At 36.8% G+C, this 15,071-nt stretch carries 15 protein-coding genes and 2 pseudogenes; 13 read left to right on the top strand and 4 right to left on the bottom strand.

Translation table 11 applies throughout. From position 1 onward, the window contains the following. The first annotated feature begins 113 nt into the window (after positions 1-113). The 4 genes from IGI86_RS13070 to IGI86_RS13055 all read left to right on the top strand — a co-directional run bounded on the left by IGI86_RS13070 (position 114) and on the right by IGI86_RS13055 (position 2,455). A complete protein-coding gene (locus tag IGI86_RS13070) occupies positions 114-713 on the top strand; it encodes a tyrosine-type recombinase/integrase (RefSeq protein ID WP_430617355.1) in 600 nt (199 codons plus the stop codon). Between the two features lie 392 nt (positions 714-1,105). Then, entirely contained in the window at positions 1,106-1,762 is a 657-nt protein-coding gene (locus tag IGI86_RS13065) for a hypothetical protein (protein WP_430617354.1), read from the top strand. Between the two features lie 13 nt (positions 1,763-1,775). Next, on the top strand, positions 1,776-2,045 hold the full coding sequence (locus tag IGI86_RS13060) for a hypothetical protein (protein WP_430617353.1): 270 nt from the start codon (positions 1,776-1,778) through the stop codon (positions 2,043-2,045). Positions 2,046-2,068: 23 nt separating this feature from the next. Then, a complete protein-coding gene (locus IGI86_RS13055) occupies positions 2,069-2,455 on the top strand; it encodes a hypothetical protein (RefSeq protein WP_430617352.1) in 387 nt (128 codons plus the stop codon). A gap of 186 nt (positions 2,456-2,641) precedes the next feature. Here the strand turns inward: IGI86_RS13055 and IGI86_RS13050 are convergent. After that, a pseudogene (locus tag IGI86_RS13050) lies at positions 2,642-3,937 on the bottom strand (ISL3 family transposase). A 740-nt stretch (positions 3,938-4,677) separates the two neighbouring features. Between IGI86_RS13050 and IGI86_RS13045 the strand changes: the two are divergent. Then, entirely contained in the window at positions 4,678-5,217 is a 540-nt protein-coding gene (locus tag IGI86_RS13045; RefSeq protein WP_430617351.1) for an RNA polymerase sigma factor, read from the top strand. A 35-nt stretch (positions 5,218-5,252) separates the two neighbouring features. Beyond that, the gene (locus tag IGI86_RS13040) at positions 5,253-5,444 is read left to right on the top strand and encodes a helix-turn-helix domain-containing protein (protein ID WP_430617350.1); all 192 of its coding nucleotides are present in this window, start codon (positions 5,253-5,255) and stop codon (positions 5,442-5,444) included. A gap of 446 nt (positions 5,445-5,890) precedes the next feature. Here IGI86_RS13040 and IGI86_RS13035 read toward each other — a convergent pair whose 3' ends face one another. Continuing rightward, a complete protein-coding gene (locus IGI86_RS13035; RefSeq protein ID WP_430617348.1) occupies positions 5,891-6,304 on the bottom strand; it encodes an IS110 family transposase in 414 nt (137 codons plus the stop codon). A 404-nt stretch (positions 6,305-6,708) separates the two neighbouring features. Continuing rightward, positions 6,709-7,013, bottom strand: a pseudogene (locus IGI86_RS13030) (IS110 family transposase). Positions 7,014-7,351: 338 nt separating this feature from the next. Between IGI86_RS13030 and IGI86_RS13025 the strand changes: the two are divergent. Then, positions 7,352-7,555 carry a DUF3173 family protein gene (locus IGI86_RS13025; RefSeq protein WP_430617346.1) on the top strand — a complete coding sequence of 68 codons (204 nt, stop codon included), beginning with the start codon at positions 7,352-7,354 and terminating at the stop codon, positions 7,553-7,555. Between the two features lie 51 nt (positions 7,556-7,606). Continuing rightward, a complete protein-coding gene (locus IGI86_RS13020; protein ID WP_430617345.1) occupies positions 7,607-8,815 on the top strand; it encodes a tyrosine-type recombinase/integrase in 1,209 nt (402 codons plus the stop codon). Between the two features lie 230 nt (positions 8,816-9,045). On the opposite strand, the gene IGI86_RS13015 is transcribed toward IGI86_RS13020, so the two are convergent. Continuing rightward, positions 9,046-9,492 (bottom strand): MerR family transcriptional regulator, encoded by a 447-nt coding sequence (locus IGI86_RS13015; protein WP_016612709.1) that lies wholly within the window; start codon positions 9,490-9,492, stop codon positions 9,046-9,048. Between the two features lie 253 nt (positions 9,493-9,745). On the opposite strand from IGI86_RS13015, the gene IGI86_RS13010 reads away from it, so the two are divergent. From IGI86_RS13010 to IGI86_RS12990, 5 genes are all read left to right on the top strand, one after another. Then, positions 9,746-10,753 (top strand): aldo/keto reductase, encoded by a 1,008-nt coding sequence (locus IGI86_RS13010; protein WP_008380731.1) that lies wholly within the window; start codon positions 9,746-9,748, stop codon positions 10,751-10,753. 171 nt (positions 10,754-10,924) lie between these two features. Then, the gene (locus IGI86_RS13005) at positions 10,925-11,218 is read left to right on the top strand and encodes a zeta toxin family protein (protein WP_231472762.1); all 294 of its coding nucleotides are present in this window, start codon (positions 10,925-10,927) and stop codon (positions 11,216-11,218) included. Next, complete coding sequence (locus tag IGI86_RS13000; RefSeq protein ID WP_005234163.1) at positions 11,211-11,378, top strand: hypothetical protein; 168 nt, start codon at positions 11,211-11,213, stop codon at positions 11,376-11,378. Before IGI86_RS13005 ends, IGI86_RS13000 begins: the two co-directional genes overlap by 8 nt. 407 nt (positions 11,379-11,785) lie before the next feature. Further along, complete coding sequence (locus IGI86_RS12995) at positions 11,786-13,552, top strand: 1-deoxy-D-xylulose-5-phosphate synthase (protein ID WP_144330917.1); 1,767 nt, start codon at positions 11,786-11,788, stop codon at positions 13,550-13,552. Between the two features lie 290 nt (positions 13,553-13,842). Beyond that, a complete protein-coding gene (locus IGI86_RS12990; protein ID WP_034872112.1) occupies positions 13,843-15,021 on the top strand; it encodes an MFS transporter in 1,179 nt (392 codons plus the stop codon). The last annotated feature ends 50 nt before the right edge of the window (positions 15,022-15,071 follow it).

Here is a 15,071-nt window from a genome sequence, read left to right as displayed (position 1 = left end):
TGTCACATTCGTCAAAATCGCTCCATCCTTAGCGCCTTTTTTCTATAGCTTGTTTAAATGTGACTTATTATCTGTTGTAATCATATTAAGTAACATTTGAGAGGGGACTAAAAATGAAGTGCGTGGAGCCGATTCGCGACAAAAAAAAGATTGATGCCATGAAGGCTATTTTGGCTTCCGGAAAATATGGGCAACGAAATTTGGTGCTTTTTTCAATCGGGATCAATACAGCCTATCGAATCTCCGATTTAAGGCAGTTGAAATTAAGTGATGTGTTAGAAATTTCCCGTGGTCGGGTGATTGTCAAAGAACGTCTGGCCATGAAGGAACAAAAAACGGCCAAACACAATTCGGTCTTCATTTCGAATAAATTACGAAAAGTGATTCTCGACTATATTCAACCCGAATTTCCTGAGCAGCTGCAAGTACAGGACTTCAGCAATTATTTGTTTCCAAGTCGAAAAGGAGCAGACACGCCTTTGACCCGACAAAGCCTTTGGTGGATCATTCATGAAGCCGGCACGGCGGTTGGGTTGAAAGAAAGTGGTCCCCATTCGATGCGCAAGACCTTCGGCTATTTTTTGTACAAACAAGGGACCAAAACAGAGATCATTCAGTCGCTGCTCAACCATTCTTCGCAACGGGAGACTTTACGCTATATTGGGATCACACAGGAAGACAAGGATACCGCTGTAAAGAGTTTGGATCTGTGACAGAATAACGCCCTATATAATAGAAAGAAAAATTCAAGAGGTGAGAATATGAACGAAGAAAATCGTCCTAAATTTCCTGATAAATACCAATTATCTCGCAAAGAATCTGTGTATTTACTGCAGAAAAATATTTAAAACTGATTTATAATGGTGATAATTTTATGAGTTGAGTTTCTCGTTTTTAAAGACAGAAGAGATTGATTATCAGTACGTTTAGATTCATCATATAAATTGTATAGTTTTAATGGTGATAAAGTTTAAACAGTTGTTATGCTTGCTTGATAGATTCAGAATTAATTAAAAAATAGGTGAGTAAAGCTAAATTTTTATTTTAATTTATATTAGATGTGGTATGATTACTATTAATAAGATTGAAATGAGGAAACAGCTTAATGATTTTAGTTCATGGAACAAGCAAAGAAGCTAGTTCTCAAATTGTAGAATCAAATACAGTCAATCCTAGCAAGTTTAATTTTAATGAATATATGGAGGCACTATTTACTCATAAATCAGGTCATACTCCTATCCCAAAAAATTTAGATGGCCAACATGTTATGTGGCTAGGTGAAGGAGTATATGCTTTTGAATCTACAGATTATAAGCTAGCTAAAACTTGGCGAACGAGATATGGTAATCCCAAAATTCCGATTGAAGATTGTGCAGTAATAAAAATTAACATAGATTTTGAAGCTGTCAAAAATAGTATTATTAATTTCTCAACAAATGAAGGGAAGTCAATACTGTTAAAATTTTTGGATACTGATTTTGATGAACTGATAAGACAGACACATGATATAAATCCTAATGCAGCCTTGAAACTATCTCATTTGAAGAATTTGGGATATAATATAATAAAGGAAAAGTTTGTCGATGCACCTTATGCACTGGGTCTTTTTGTTGAGTTTATGGTTAATAGTGATATTGAAGAGATAAGTTCATCCAAAGTAGTTAAGGCTACTTTTTCTAAAGCAAATAAGACAAGTAACTATTTAGAGACATATGTCTGTATTAAAGATTATTCAATAGTAAAAAGTGTTCAAGTATGTTAAAGGAGGATTTACTATGAAAAATAAAAAACTTTTACAATACTTTACAGATCAAATATTGCCAATTTTAAATGAAATTGAATTTTCAGATGAAAAACAAAAGGAATTTATTCAGGCTCAAGAAACTTTGGATCAAGTGTTAAACAAGTTTAAACTACAGTTTAATAGTAATAATTTGAGGTTTTTAGAGCTAAATAATGATCCCAAGAACGTAAGTAATATTGCACTTGAAGTTCCTTTAAATAATAATTCTAATGATTCACTACCTCTAGCTGTTGCTGCTTAATTTTTAATTAGAAGGAGAGTTTAATGGAATCACCTATCACATTTAAAGGCTATAAAATAAATAGTATTAGTTATGAAACATCTAAAGATGATCAAATCGATTTGACTGAAGAATATAAACCAGATATATCATTTGGAGTAGATAGTAACTTTGAAATGGGTACTGTACAAATTATTTCAGTTTTAAATACGATTGAACGCCAATTGACTATAAATATCTCTGGATTTTTCGAATTAAATAAAAACTACACTGAAGATGAAGAAGAAATTATGAGCTATTTAGGTATAAATGGCTCAGCAATTTTATTACCCTATGTTAGAGCAATTGTTTCGGTTTTAACGACATTGGATTCTAATCAAGCAATAGTACTACCTACAATAAATGTGGTAGAATTATTGAACAATCGGTAGACAAGGATATATATAGAATAATGGCTCTTTGTCAATAAGGACTGATGAGTTGTGCAAAATCAAATCTGGGTCAGAATGAACCATATTCTGGCTTAGATTTTTTGGGCTCTTTGTCAATAAGGACTGATGAGTTGTGCAAAATCAAATCTGGGTCAGAATGAACCTCATTCTGGCTCAGATTTTTTGTTATCTTACTTTGATTAATTGATTGATCAAAAAGATTCTAATTCTCATGTTCTCGAATGATTTAAATCCGTAGGATACTCGTTTCATTGTCTTTATGTGGGTATTCTTCGCTTCTATTTTTCCATTGGAATAAGGATAGATCATTGCGTTGGTGATGCCTTCTTCATAGGTCAGAAGGTTTTAAAGCTTCTCCCGAAAGCTGTCATCTAACGTTTTGGGAAGTTCTGTCAATAAGGAGAAAAATAAGTCAGGGTCTTTGTCTCGAAAGGCTTCAACTAATTCATGAAAAAAGGGATACGCCTCCTTCAGGGGCGTAGAAAACTCAAGCAATCGATCAATCATCATTGCTTCAGTAAGAAATGGGTATTTTGGTGCTCGGAAACTTTTCCATGTTTTGTATTCATAATGGTTGATGTTCGCACGATTTTTTAGCAAAAAGCGCCAGTTCTTTTTCAGTTTTTCTGCCTGGCTTTTCTGTCCTACTTTACGAAGTTCATTCATTTCACGGATACGCAACTCATTGAAAGACTGATTCATGTGTTTGACAATATGAAACCGATCAATCATTACTTTCGCATTTGTCAGAACACGTTTGGCGAGCTGGAAGTAGATGGCATTCATGTCTGTAACTAAGAATTCACCTTCTTCTGGATTGGTACACCCTAAGAAATAGCTTGTTAATCGAGGTAATTTACGCGTAGGCAAAACATCTATTAATTTTCCTGTTTCGCCATCTGCGCAAATAAAGCTCATTTTATCTTCTATGGAAGCATGCGAACGAAATTCATCAACCATCAATACTCTTGGGAGAATCTTTTTAGATTGCTTTGGTAAATAGCTTTTAAACTCTTTCAATGTACGAATAACGGTGGTCAAAGATACCTGACAGCTTTTCGCAATAAAAGAGTAAGATACTTTTTCAGTCCGTAAAGAAGCAATTTTATATCTAACATGATTTGCGATTGAATGTCTAGGTTGGACAAAATAACTTTGAGCAGTCCAATGGGTTCGACAGTTTTTACAGGTATAGCGCTGCTTTTTTAGGCGCATAACCAAAGGCATATGATTATATTGTTCAAAACGGACAATCGTTTCCTTTTTTCCATTTTTCACTATAATTGCTTTCCCGTTTCCATCTACCACAGTAGAACCACAACTTCTACAAGCATGAGGAGCAGGCGAGAGAACAGCATCGACGACCAACGTCTTTTTCTTCTGAAGGGTCTCGTAAGAGACCCCTGTAATCATCAAATCTTTCTCTGTTAATCTCAGCATTTTTTTGATAGAATCATTCATATAGCATATCGTCCTCTCAGTTGTTTATTTTGTCGTGATTTAATCATACTAGAGAACGATATGTTTTTTAATATCTAAAATGAAAATGGGGCTGAAGAATCAATTCTGATTCATCAGTCCCATAAATTATAGAGCCTAAATTATAGATCCTGAAAAAGAAAGCCAGTGAATACAAAATCACTGGCTTTCTTTTTCACTACTAGTGGTTCTAATTGCTGCAATAGGTAGCTCTCAACTTCGCGCAGATTGCTCAAATTGTGCGAAATACTCAAAATTTTTGTATTTTGTCATAGTTTTACTTAAATTACTCTTCTTAACGTGTCTTTTTGAAGTTTAATTTTGTTTGTTTCATTAAAAGTAGAAGTTGAAAAATGGACACTGATGAAAAAAAAGACTGATCTAAAAACAGTTAAAACTGATTTTAGAAGAAAGGAGACGACTCCATGAATTTTATTATGAGTGAAAATGAAAACTAGAATAATTAAATAATCCTATAAATGAAAGGCCCTATTCTAGTAAGAAGAGCAAAATTGATTTAAGGATAGAAGGTGACTATCAGAGTTATATGAACCAGAAGAAAATTAATCACTTTAATTCTTATCAGTATTCAAGTCTAATGATTGCCCCTATCTTAGAAGAAGCAGGAACACCACTAAGAGCAAATAACTGTTACAAATACTTTTAGAAAGAAAGGAACGATTATTATTAGGTGAAATTTATTTTGTAATATTTTACCTCGAATGAATAAAGATACAAACATACCCATTGAGCGGGCATATAGAGAGGATATTGGCAATTTAGACTTCATTAGTGACCAATTCAACTTTTTCTTTCATAAAAAAATAAAAGAAAGAGAAGTGATTCTAGTGAAGATAAAAGAAGAACGTTATAACGCCCAGTTAACCAGATACTTTGAAAAAGTGATTGTAAATCGTTCAAACAATTTTTATGCTAAGAAATTTCGCCAAAAGTGCCATGAAGATTTTATTGAGAATCCCTCAATTTTGTTAATTGATTCCGAAAAAAGCGATGAAAATATCACGGTGCCTAATGTTATTATTTTTAATGTAAAACTATATATAGAGGACGACGAATTAGAAAAGGCTATTTATGATATAAATGAGAGAGAAAAATTTTATATAGTTAGCAAATTTATTTTTGGTTTAACAGATAAAGAAATTGGCCAATTGCTAGGAATCAGTAGACAAGCTGTTAATAATTTTAAGCAAAGACTCTTTGAAAGAATAAGAATCCGTCAATCTATGAATAAGAGATACTAACTCTGTTTGATATATAAAGACTCGGAGGTAGGAAAATGGAAAGTCTATATCATTTATTTATTTCAGCCAAAAAAGGTGACACTCATGCTGTTAGCAAAATTGCCCAACGATTTGAGCCTCTAGTGATTAAAAAAGCTACACAAAACGGTTATTTTGATGAGGATTGTTATCAGGAATGCATGGAGGCATTGATTGTTTCCATTAAGCGATTTGAACTTCGAGATTAAAATTTTTTAGAAAAGTGTGTCTTCTTCAAGTTGTATTTTGTTTGTATTAGTAGAAAAGTTAAATGCCCTTTGAAAATTAAATATAATCTATTAGTTACGTTATGCTAGTACGAGCTTGGTTGAGGTAACGCCACGATATGATACTTTCAATGAGCGAACATACTTACTGTCAACCAATTTAGTTACAGTTAATTCTAAATTGCGAAGACTTACTAGATATAATAATGATACTTCTGCAAGGCCGCCCGTGGATTTGGGGGGAGGTTTTATAACCTATGGTGTTTGACGAACACGACTGATAGATTTTAATTATAGAATTATAAGACTCATGAAAAACTAGCTATTAATTAGTCAAGAAAAATCTTTGGAAACCATGGAAAGCTAGCTTTAGAAAAAGAGCACACGAAATAAGCTAAAATGAATCTATTAAAAAAATCATTCATGATTCAATTTAGCTTGTTATGGAAGATGAACTTCATAAGGTTTATCTTGTGTCCAAACGGCAAAAATAAGGTTAACCAGTTTTCGAGCCGCTGCACCAATCGCAGTTCTATGGGACTTGCCTCGGGTTCGGAGGATTGACAAGGCTGGGTCTTTGTAGGAGGCAATAAAAGCAAAGCAGCTTGCCAAATGGCACGTATTAGATAAGGTGAGCCTCGCTTAGACAATTTATTTTTTGTTCCAGTAAACTCACCTGATTGATGAACAGACGCATAAAGACCTGTAAAAGCCAGTAATTGATTTGGATGTTCAAATCGGTGGATATCCCTTACTTCACCGATAATAACGGAAGCGGTGACTTCCCCGATGCCAGTAATCGTTGTAAGGTTGGTGTTTTGTTTAGTAACGATCTCACTCATCTGGCTTTCGACTTTGCTTAGTTGGTTTTCTAATTAAAGCAATTTGTTCTAACATTAATTGAATTTCCAATTTGAACACATCGGTTGCGATAGAAATACTAAAAGAGGTAGAAGCCAGTTCTTTTAATTGCGGTTCTTTTGTTTCAGCCCGAGGGCTACCTAAACTCTTTCCACTAGCTGAGTTGATAAGTGCGATCAGTTTAGTTGTATCGATCTGAACTAAATCCTCAGGTAGAGGAGATTGGAGTAATACTTGGGTGGATGAACAGTCGAAGGTATCAAAAAAGCTTGTCGTATTCAGGAAACACTTGATCTAAACAAGAAATAATCTTATTTTTTTATTCGGAAGTTCGGTCAACTACACTATGGCGAAACCGTTCAAGCTGCTTCGATTTAAAAATATCTTAATTGGATAAATTTATTGTATCAGGCAAGTCTAAGCGAATCACTTGCGCAATCAATACAGTATCAATGGTATCAGTTTTAGTCTTTCGAATATAGAAATCCCGTAACACATCAGATTGGATAGAGTTAAAAGTTGTCACTTGGAAATCGAGTCCATGCAAAGGGACAACCAATAATGTCCAGTCGCTTCCATACCGATCAAAGAGTTTTCTTGAAGTGACTGACGTTGGTGGATAAACTGTAAAAGTTTGTCACTGCCTTTCCTGGAATTCGTGAGACGAAGAGTTCTACCAATCAATTTCACCTGATCATCTAGCAGTGCGATCTCGTGGTTTCATTTGCCAATATCAATAACCCTAAAAAACTTACGCAACCAAACCTTTCAATTAAGAATTTCAGATAGTGGTTATCCTGTCTAGTCTTAGACGATATAGCCTCGTTCGTTATTCAGAAACAACGTTCTATCTAGCTCATTCATACACTGTCGCAAGAGAAGAGGCGTCAATCTTTACAGGGAAGACGAGGCTTCAAGGAGTGATCTACGACCTCTATCTGCTTACTACAAGTTTAAACCAAAAAACTGGTTTAAAGAATATCCTATCAGTGATTACTGACAAATTTATTATACGAGGAGTGATAAGATTGGAGGATAATTTCGATTTAATGGTTGGTAAGGCTGATTTGATTAATATGGGATTTAAGCCCAATCAAGCCGCGAAAATGTTAAAAGAAGCGAAAGAATTTCTAGTGAGAATTGAAGGAATAGAGTTTTATAGTAATAGACAAATTAGTGTAGTGCCAGCAAGAATAATAGAAAAACTTTTTTATTTGAAGATTAGTAAATGAAAGGTATAATTATAATAGATGTTGGTACGCCTATAATTAGAGGTAATCATTATGGTTAAAATAAAAAATATTTATCGAGATAATAGGAATGGAACTTGGTATTTTAAAGTATATCTAGGCACTGATAGTGATGGAAAAAGAGTTCAAAAAACAAAGAGGGGGTTTTCAAGTCAGAAAGAGGCTAAATTAGCGTACGACAAATATATGTTTACACTTGGATTTAATGAGTCATTTGCTAAACAACTAGGTTCTTCAAGTAAACAAGCGACTTTTGAAGAGTTTTACAAAAGTCGCTTTCTGAAATGGTATGAAAAACAAGTTAAACGTCAAACTTTTGAAAATGCACTATTTATTTTTGAGAACAAAATGAAACCATTTTATCACCTAAGAATTAGAGATATAACTAGCGAGGATGTTGAAGATTGGATGTTTGAGTTGAGCCAAACAGTTTCAAAAAACATGAGGTTTCAACCAGAAAAAACTACTTTATCAAAGAGTTATATCAATCGCCTACGAGGACATTTGAAGATTATTTTAGACAGAGCAGAGAAGGAAGGATTAATTGATAGAAATCCCGTAAATGATGTTTCCTACTTACCAATTGAAAATAAAAAAGTTGATTTTTGGGAGTTTGAAGAATTCCAAAAAGTTATGCTTCAATTTGAAGATGTTAGTATTACAAGTAAACACAGGAAATTAGTGTTTGAACTGTTATTTTATACGGGACTTCGAATCGGTGAACTTTCTGCCCTTCCGTGGAAACATGTGAATTTAGAAAAAAATCAAATCACAGTTGAAAAGACTCTAATATATTCAAAAAAAGATGAATGGTATTTCTCTACTCCTAAAACCCAAAATGCCTACCGAACGATAGGTATAGGTAAAATTTTATCAAATAAATTATTGGAATGGAGAAAATTACAGAATTTACTAGGAAGTTTTGAATATGTGATTCAATTAGACGGAACATTTACCCCACCGTATTCTTTTGCCAGTTGGTTGAAAGATGCTGCGATAAAGGCTGAAGTGAATCCGATAAAACTCCACTCTTTAAGACATTCTCATGTCGCATTTTTGATAGATCAGAATGTTCAACCATTAGTAATCAAGGAAAGACTTGGACATTCTAGTATTCAAATAACTTTGGGAACATACGGACATCTATATGCCAAATCTGATGAACAGGTTATAGATGCAATTGACAATATTCAGAAGAGTGAGGTTATTTCAGAGGGAAATGAACAGCTAGAGTTGGCTTGATTCTCTCCTGTTTTTCTCAATAACAGTAAAAAGGTTATGAAATCAACGGTAAAGTACTGATTTTTCCAGTTGAAGATGTATCGGAAATAAGCAAACTGCCATTAAGCAGGGAATGAATCCTGTTTAATGGCAGTTTTTTAGTAATGAATAGTCTATTTCAGCACTATACGAATATAATCATCAAAAAATTAAGTGTCTATTGATCCAAATCATTGGTAAAATATCTTCATTCAAGTTCTATTCCGCAATACTGCTTCCTCCTCCCAAGTTGCCGGATTCAATGGATCGTTAGAAGCTGTTTTCTGGTTGATGAGCTCTTGATAGGTATTGCTTTTCTTTTCTAAATAAGCGACTCGTTTTTGCGCTTCTGTAAGTTTAACGAGCGCTTTTTCTTTTTGCGATTGAATGATGTCGGCTCTTTCTTTGATCGTCGAATCGCCAAGGAGGCAAAGCGAAATATAATGCTTAATGGCTTCTAAAGACATGCCTGTTTCGCGCAAATTCTTGATACCAGTTAACCAATTGATGGAAGTCTGATTAAAAACCCGTCTGTTGTTTTTGTCCCTGATCAAACTAGGAACCAAACCCATATCGGTATAATAGCGAATCGTGTGTTCAGACAATTCAGTGATCGTGGCTGCTTCTTTGATAGAGTAAATGTTGGTCACGCCTTTCATAATTTGCTGAAGTCAAGCAAGTCGTTTGAACGTATTAGTAAAAACTGTTGTAGATCATTTTCTTTTTATATCGCGTATTATAGCACAGATAATTTTGTGGAGAAAAGTAGCTTCCTATTTGAGAGCCTCAAAAAGAAAAAAGGTGGAAGAAAAATGATTGTTAGAAACTCCTTGACTTCGAGTGACTCGAAGATGCTAAAGTTTAGCTAGCTTAGCGAGCACACAAAGTATCGATGGAGGAGGGAATTATAATATGAAGAATAGAAAAATCAGAAGTTTAGCAGTTTCGCCAATCGGAATGGGGTGTATGGGGTTTTCTCACGGATATGGAAAGGTGCCAGAAGAAAAAGAGAGTATTGCATCTATTCGCAAAGCTTACGAATTTGGCTGTACATTTTTTGATACAGCAGAAGCTTATGGAAAAGAAATGTTTTATTCTGGACATAATGAGGAGTTGGTGGGTAAAGCACTGTCGCCTTTTCGAAACAAAGTTGTTCTTGCCACCAAGTATCATCTCGACGAAAAAGAAGTGAATGAAAGCACAACTCTTTACACAGCCATCCGTAACCATTTGGTTGCTTCAATGGAAAAACTGCGCACCGATTATATTGATCTCTATTATCTTCATCGAATCAATGAACAGATTTCTATAGAAGAAATAGCTGAGGTGATGGGACGATTGATCAAAGAAGGTATGATCAGAGAATGGGGACTCTCACAAGTTTCCGTGGAGACACTTGCTAAAGCACATGGGATTACCCCCGTTGGTGCTGTGCAAAATCTCTATTCAATGGTTGAGCGTGATTGTGAGCGAGAGATTTTCCCCTATTGTCTTGAGAACGAGATCGCCGTCGTTCCTTTTTCACCAATCGCTAGTGGGTTTTTATCTGGAAAAGTCACACCAGATACATCCTTTGAAGGGGATGATGTTCGCAAATTCGTCCCTCAGCTGGCTAAAGAAAACCTCGTAGCCAATCAACCGATTTTAAATATGCTAGCAGAAGTCGCTCAAGCAAAGCAGGCGACAAATGCCCAAATTTCATTGGCGTGGATGCTTCACAAGTACCCGAATGCAGTGCCGATTCCTGGATCAAAAAATCGAGGCAGGATTTTGGAAAATCTAGCTGCTTGGGATGTACAGCTTACAGATACCGAGTTTCAAGTAATTGAAAACCAATTGAATCAAATACCTGTATATGGCCATCGAGGACATGTCGAATCACAACAACAATCTTTCGGAAAACAGTGGGACAAACACTAAATTAAGAAAAAGTTGGAAAAGCAGACTGCATGACAAATGTAGTCTGTTTTTTTGCGTATAGTTCATTAACAGAAATTTTTGCCATCTTACTTCTCGCAATAAATGATTCTTGTTTCACCCACTAAAAAAGCTGATCAAAATATTGCGCGATGCTTAAAAAAGAATTATGATGTGCTTATCTATTATATCTATCAAGATCCTTTTATTGCTTGGAATTATACGAAGCAACGTGAAAAAATAGAAGGACGCTTTGTTCCTAAAGAACATTTTATAAATGCTTTTTTTCAATCAAGATATAACTTGATTAAAATGAAGGAATTGTATAAAGAAAATGTGACCGTTAATATTTTTATAAAAGATTTTCAAAATCGCCATTCTCATACGTTGATGGCAGTTGACAATGTATCGTTCGCTTTGCCATTAACATACACAAAGGAAGAATTGGAGGAGAAGCTCAATGACTGAGAAAGAAAAAGTAGAAACAATCATGATAAAATATCATCGAAACTTCTCGATCTTACAGAAAAAGGCAACGCCTAGCGAATTGAAAACAGTTTTAAACTTTGTTGCAGAAGAATCGAACCGTAAACAGCGAGTGCTTGTTGGCTTAGAGAAAGAAGAATAAGTGGTCAATGAAAAAATTTAGGTTTCTTAAGAATGACCATTGAACAAGTAAAATCCGAGATAAGAAGCAAGCGCTTCTTATCTTTTTTTGTATCATTATGGCGGGCATGCAGTAAAGATAGGATCAAAATAGAATAAATTCACAAAAAGTGCTTGACCTAAAGTGAACTCTAGGTGGTATCTTTTTAGATAGAAGAAATGAGCAGCGATTGTTGAAACTCAAAAAATCACGATTTCCCTTTAGGATAACTTGCTATTTCTAGGTTTGACAGGAATTCTAAAAAGAGCGTCTAGCTCCGATGGCCACGTTTTTCATTCTAGAGAACGATCCACTCATTTCGATTTCGTGTCTTTTTCCTTGTGAGTAAACGCACGAATCATTCGAATATTTTTACAGGAGGTACGTACATGTTATTAGAAAAAATCAAAAGCCCCAAAGCGTTAAAAGAATTGACCAGTGGGCAACTTCAAGAACTGGTAGTAGAAGCACGAACTGCTTTATTGGAAAAAATCAGTCACCATGGGGGGCACAATGGCCCCAATCTGGGGATGGTTGAGATGACGATTGCGTTGCATAAAGTCTTTGATTCCCCCACAGATAAGCTGATTTTTGATGTGTCCCATCAGACCTATATCCATAAAATGTTGACGGGACGCGCCCATGCCTTTCTTGATGCTTCGCAGTATGATGCGGTTTCTGGTTACACAAATCCGAAAGAAAGCGAGCACGATCTCTTTACGGTCGGTCATACCTCCACCTCAGTTTCGTTGGCAAATGGTGTGGCGAAAGCCCGTGACCTAAAAAATGAAACGTATAACGTCGTTGCTGTGATTGGCGATGGTTCTCTATCAGGCGGTTTAGCGTTTGAAGGCTTGAACAATATCGTGGAATTAGGCACCAATACCATCGTGATCCTCAACGACAATGACCAATCGATTGCAGAAAATCATGGGGGGATGTATCAGAATTTGCGGACATTGCGGGAAACCAAGGGGCAAGCAGCAGACAATCTGTTCAAAGCGATTGGTTTTGAGTACCACTATTTGGATGAAGGAAATGATCTCGCTGCCTTGATCGCTTTATTTGAAAAAGTGAAAGACATTGATCATCCTGTTTTATTACACATTCATACGATCAAAGGCAAAGGCTTCAAGTTTGCGGAAGAAAATCGTGAAAAGTTTCATGCAGGCGGTCCCTTTAGTTTAGAAACAGGCGAATATATTTCTGCTGGGGGCAATCAAGTAACATACAACAGCTTAACGACGGATTATTTATTAGAAAAAATGGCGACAGATCCTAAAGTCGTGGCAGTAAACGCTGGTACACCGATGCTGCTTTTTTCTCCGGAACAAAGAGAAAAAGCAGGCAAACAATTTGTAGATGTAGGTATTGCAGAAGAACATGCGGTATCGATGGTTGCTGGGTTAGCAAAAAATGGAGCAAAACCTGTCTGGGCCGTTTTTTCTACCTTTATGCAACGTAGTTTTGATCAAATTTCCCATGATTTGGCCTTAAATCATCTGCCTGGAACGATTCTGGTATATGGTGCATCGATTCACGGCATGAATGACGAGAGCCATTTGGGAATTTTTGATATTCCATTTTTGGCACATATTCCCAACCTTATTTATCTTGCGCCAACCTCTAAAGAAGAATATCTGGCAATGTTGGATTGGTCGCTGGAACAAACCAACGCACCAGTTGCGATCCGGGTACCGGTTGGACCTGTCAACGAAATGGCAGTGACAGTCTCTACTGACTACAGTGATCAAAAAAATGAAGTGACTCAAGCTGGCACGCAGGTAGCCATCGTCGGTGTTGGGAACTTTTATGCGCTAGCGGAAGAGATCGCAGAACAATTGAAAATGCAACATGGAATTACGCCAACGGTGATCAATCCTAAGTTTATTTCAGGGGTCGACAAAGAGTTGTTGGATGCTGTGGCACGATCGCACAAACTCGTTGTCACGTTGGAAGATGGCATACGAGAGGGTGGCTATGGACAAATGATTGCCAGCTACCTGGGTGATCGTGAGATTGTCGTCAAAAACTATGGCTTAGAAAAGAAATTTTATGATAATTACCGGGCAGCGGACGTTTTATCTGAACTTGGTATCACCGTTGAGACAATTACGAAAGACGTTATGGAACAGTTACAGCAATCAATTCACTAAAGCATTCTGAGTAGTTACAGTCGATTTATGAAAAGAAGGAAACCTTGCAGAAAACATACTGCAAGGTTTCTTTTTTTTAGACAAACATAAATGAGTTCCAGCAATCGCCATAGAAACCTAGTAAAATACAGAAGACCAATGCTTTTCAAGCATAAAGCCCAAGCGCGTTAAGCATTGGTCAACGAGGACAATCTAGCGAATAATAAGGTAGTGAAAGGATCACTTTGTCATCTTGGACTATTGGGTTCAGAGACAAGGAAGAAAAGGTGTTTTTAAGGAAAGGGGTATTTATGAAATTTTTTTCTATGAAGTTGCTGGCACTGCTGTCGGTGGCAATGGTTGTCTATTCGGCACCGGCGATTTCTGCCAATGTCCCAGCGATTGCGGCAAGCTTTCCAGAAGTTGATGCGGTCTACATTGGGTTACTGACCACGATTCCATCATTGTTTCTTTTACTGGGGATTTTTACTACCAGCATGATCGAAAAAAGGATCGGCAAAAAATACACGATGGTCACCGGCTTGGTCATTGTGGCGGTTTTTGGCACGCTGCCGGCATGGTATCAGGGGAGCTTTCCCGTCTTGTTTCTTTCTCGAGGGATTCTTGGCTTCGGGATCGGCTTATTCAATCGTTTGGCGATTCAAATGATTAGTTTGCTGTTTCAAAATGAGCCGCAAAAGAAAGCCAAAGCTCTTGGATTAGAAAGTGCCGTCGGTGGTTTAGGTGGTATCTTTATGACTTTGCTGGTTGGGCAGCTAGTGAAAATCAGTTGGGAAATGTCCTTCTTGGTTTATGGCTTTGCCCTGATCAGTCTCTTCTTTGTCCAGCTGTTTATTCCAAACGAAACACAGGCTGTGACTAATGAGACGTTATTGGCGAACGTCACGGTTTCAAAAGAACGGAAACAGCGATCATTCGTTCTGGGTGTGCTCTTGTTTCTAATCGTTGTCTTATTTATTAATTACAATTTACAGATCACACCATTGTTATTGGAAAAAGGAATCGGGGACGCCACTGAAGGCAGTAACATGATCGCCGCCATTGCGACGGGAGCATTTATCGCCGGCAATGCCTTTGGCTTGATATACAGTCGCCTACATCGCTGGTTGCTGCCCATTGCGGCATTGCTTGCAGGAAGCAGCATCTATTTGACTTATCCATTGCAGACAGTGGGGCTACTCTTGGGTTGTTCTTTATTATTAGGCTTTGCCTTTCGCAGCATCATGCCTTTTTTCACCCACTTGCTGACGACTGGTGGTGAAGCAGAAGCTAAGTTTGGCACGATCGTCTCGATCGTTGCTTACAATTTAGGGGTCACGCTCGCACCCTATGCATCACGCTTGCTGATACTAGTCAGCGGCAATGAAACAGCAGGGATGCAGATGATCTTATCAGGGGGCATGCTATGTCTGATTGGTATGATCGCCCTTTTGGGAAATAAATTCTTTTTGTATTTTGAACGAGGGTAGGCATACGCTGGCGTGCTCCACGCTTTTCTGTCTTCAATTCATCACTTTCA

This window comes from Enterococcus sp. AZ188, from assembly GCF_050544075.1.
GTDB lineage: Bacteria > Bacillota > Bacilli > Lactobacillales > Enterococcaceae > Enterococcus_D > Enterococcus_D entomosocium.
Note: the sequence above shows the minus strand (reverse complement) of the source record. Positions and strands in the feature narration are given on the sequence as shown.

Bases quoted from the DNA above. Each gene is read 5' to 3' on its own strand.
- IGI86_RS13045 (WP_430617351.1), top strand. From the start codon at position 4,678: ATGAATAAAGATACAAACATACCCATTGAGCGGGCATATAGAGAGGAT.
- IGI86_RS12990 (WP_034872112.1), top strand. From the start codon at position 13,843: ATGAAATTTTTTTCTATGAAGTTGCTGGCACTGCTGTCGGTGGCAATG.
- IGI86_RS13035 (WP_430617348.1), bottom strand. From the start codon at position 6,304: ATGAGTGAGATCGTTACTAAACAAAACACCAACCTTACAACGATTACT.
- IGI86_RS13015 (WP_016612709.1), bottom strand. From the start codon at position 9,492: ATGAAAGGCGTGACCAACATTTACTCTATCAAAGAAGCAGCCACGATC.
- IGI86_RS13010 (WP_008380731.1), top strand. From the start codon at position 9,746: ATGAAGAATAGAAAAATCAGAAGTTTAGCAGTTTCGCCAATCGGAATG.
- IGI86_RS13040 (WP_430617350.1), top strand. From the start codon at position 5,253: ATGGAAAGTCTATATCATTTATTTATTTCAGCCAAAAAAGGTGACACT.
- IGI86_RS13055 (WP_430617352.1), top strand. From the start codon at position 2,069: ATGGAATCACCTATCACATTTAAAGGCTATAAAATAAATAGTATTAGT.
- IGI86_RS13070 (WP_430617355.1), top strand. From the start codon at position 114: ATGAAGTGCGTGGAGCCGATTCGCGACAAAAAAAAGATTGATGCCATG.
- IGI86_RS13020 (WP_430617345.1), top strand. From the start codon at position 7,607: ATGGTTAAAATAAAAAATATTTATCGAGATAATAGGAATGGAACTTGG.
- IGI86_RS12995 (WP_144330917.1), top strand. From the start codon at position 11,786: ATGTTATTAGAAAAAATCAAAAGCCCCAAAGCGTTAAAAGAATTGACC.
- IGI86_RS13065 (WP_430617354.1), top strand. From the start codon at position 1,106: ATGATTTTAGTTCATGGAACAAGCAAAGAAGCTAGTTCTCAAATTGTA.
- IGI86_RS13000 (WP_005234163.1), top strand. From the start codon at position 11,211: ATGACTGAGAAAGAAAAAGTAGAAACAATCATGATAAAATATCATCGA.
- IGI86_RS13060 (WP_430617353.1), top strand. From the start codon at position 1,776: ATGAAAAATAAAAAACTTTTACAATACTTTACAGATCAAATATTGCCA.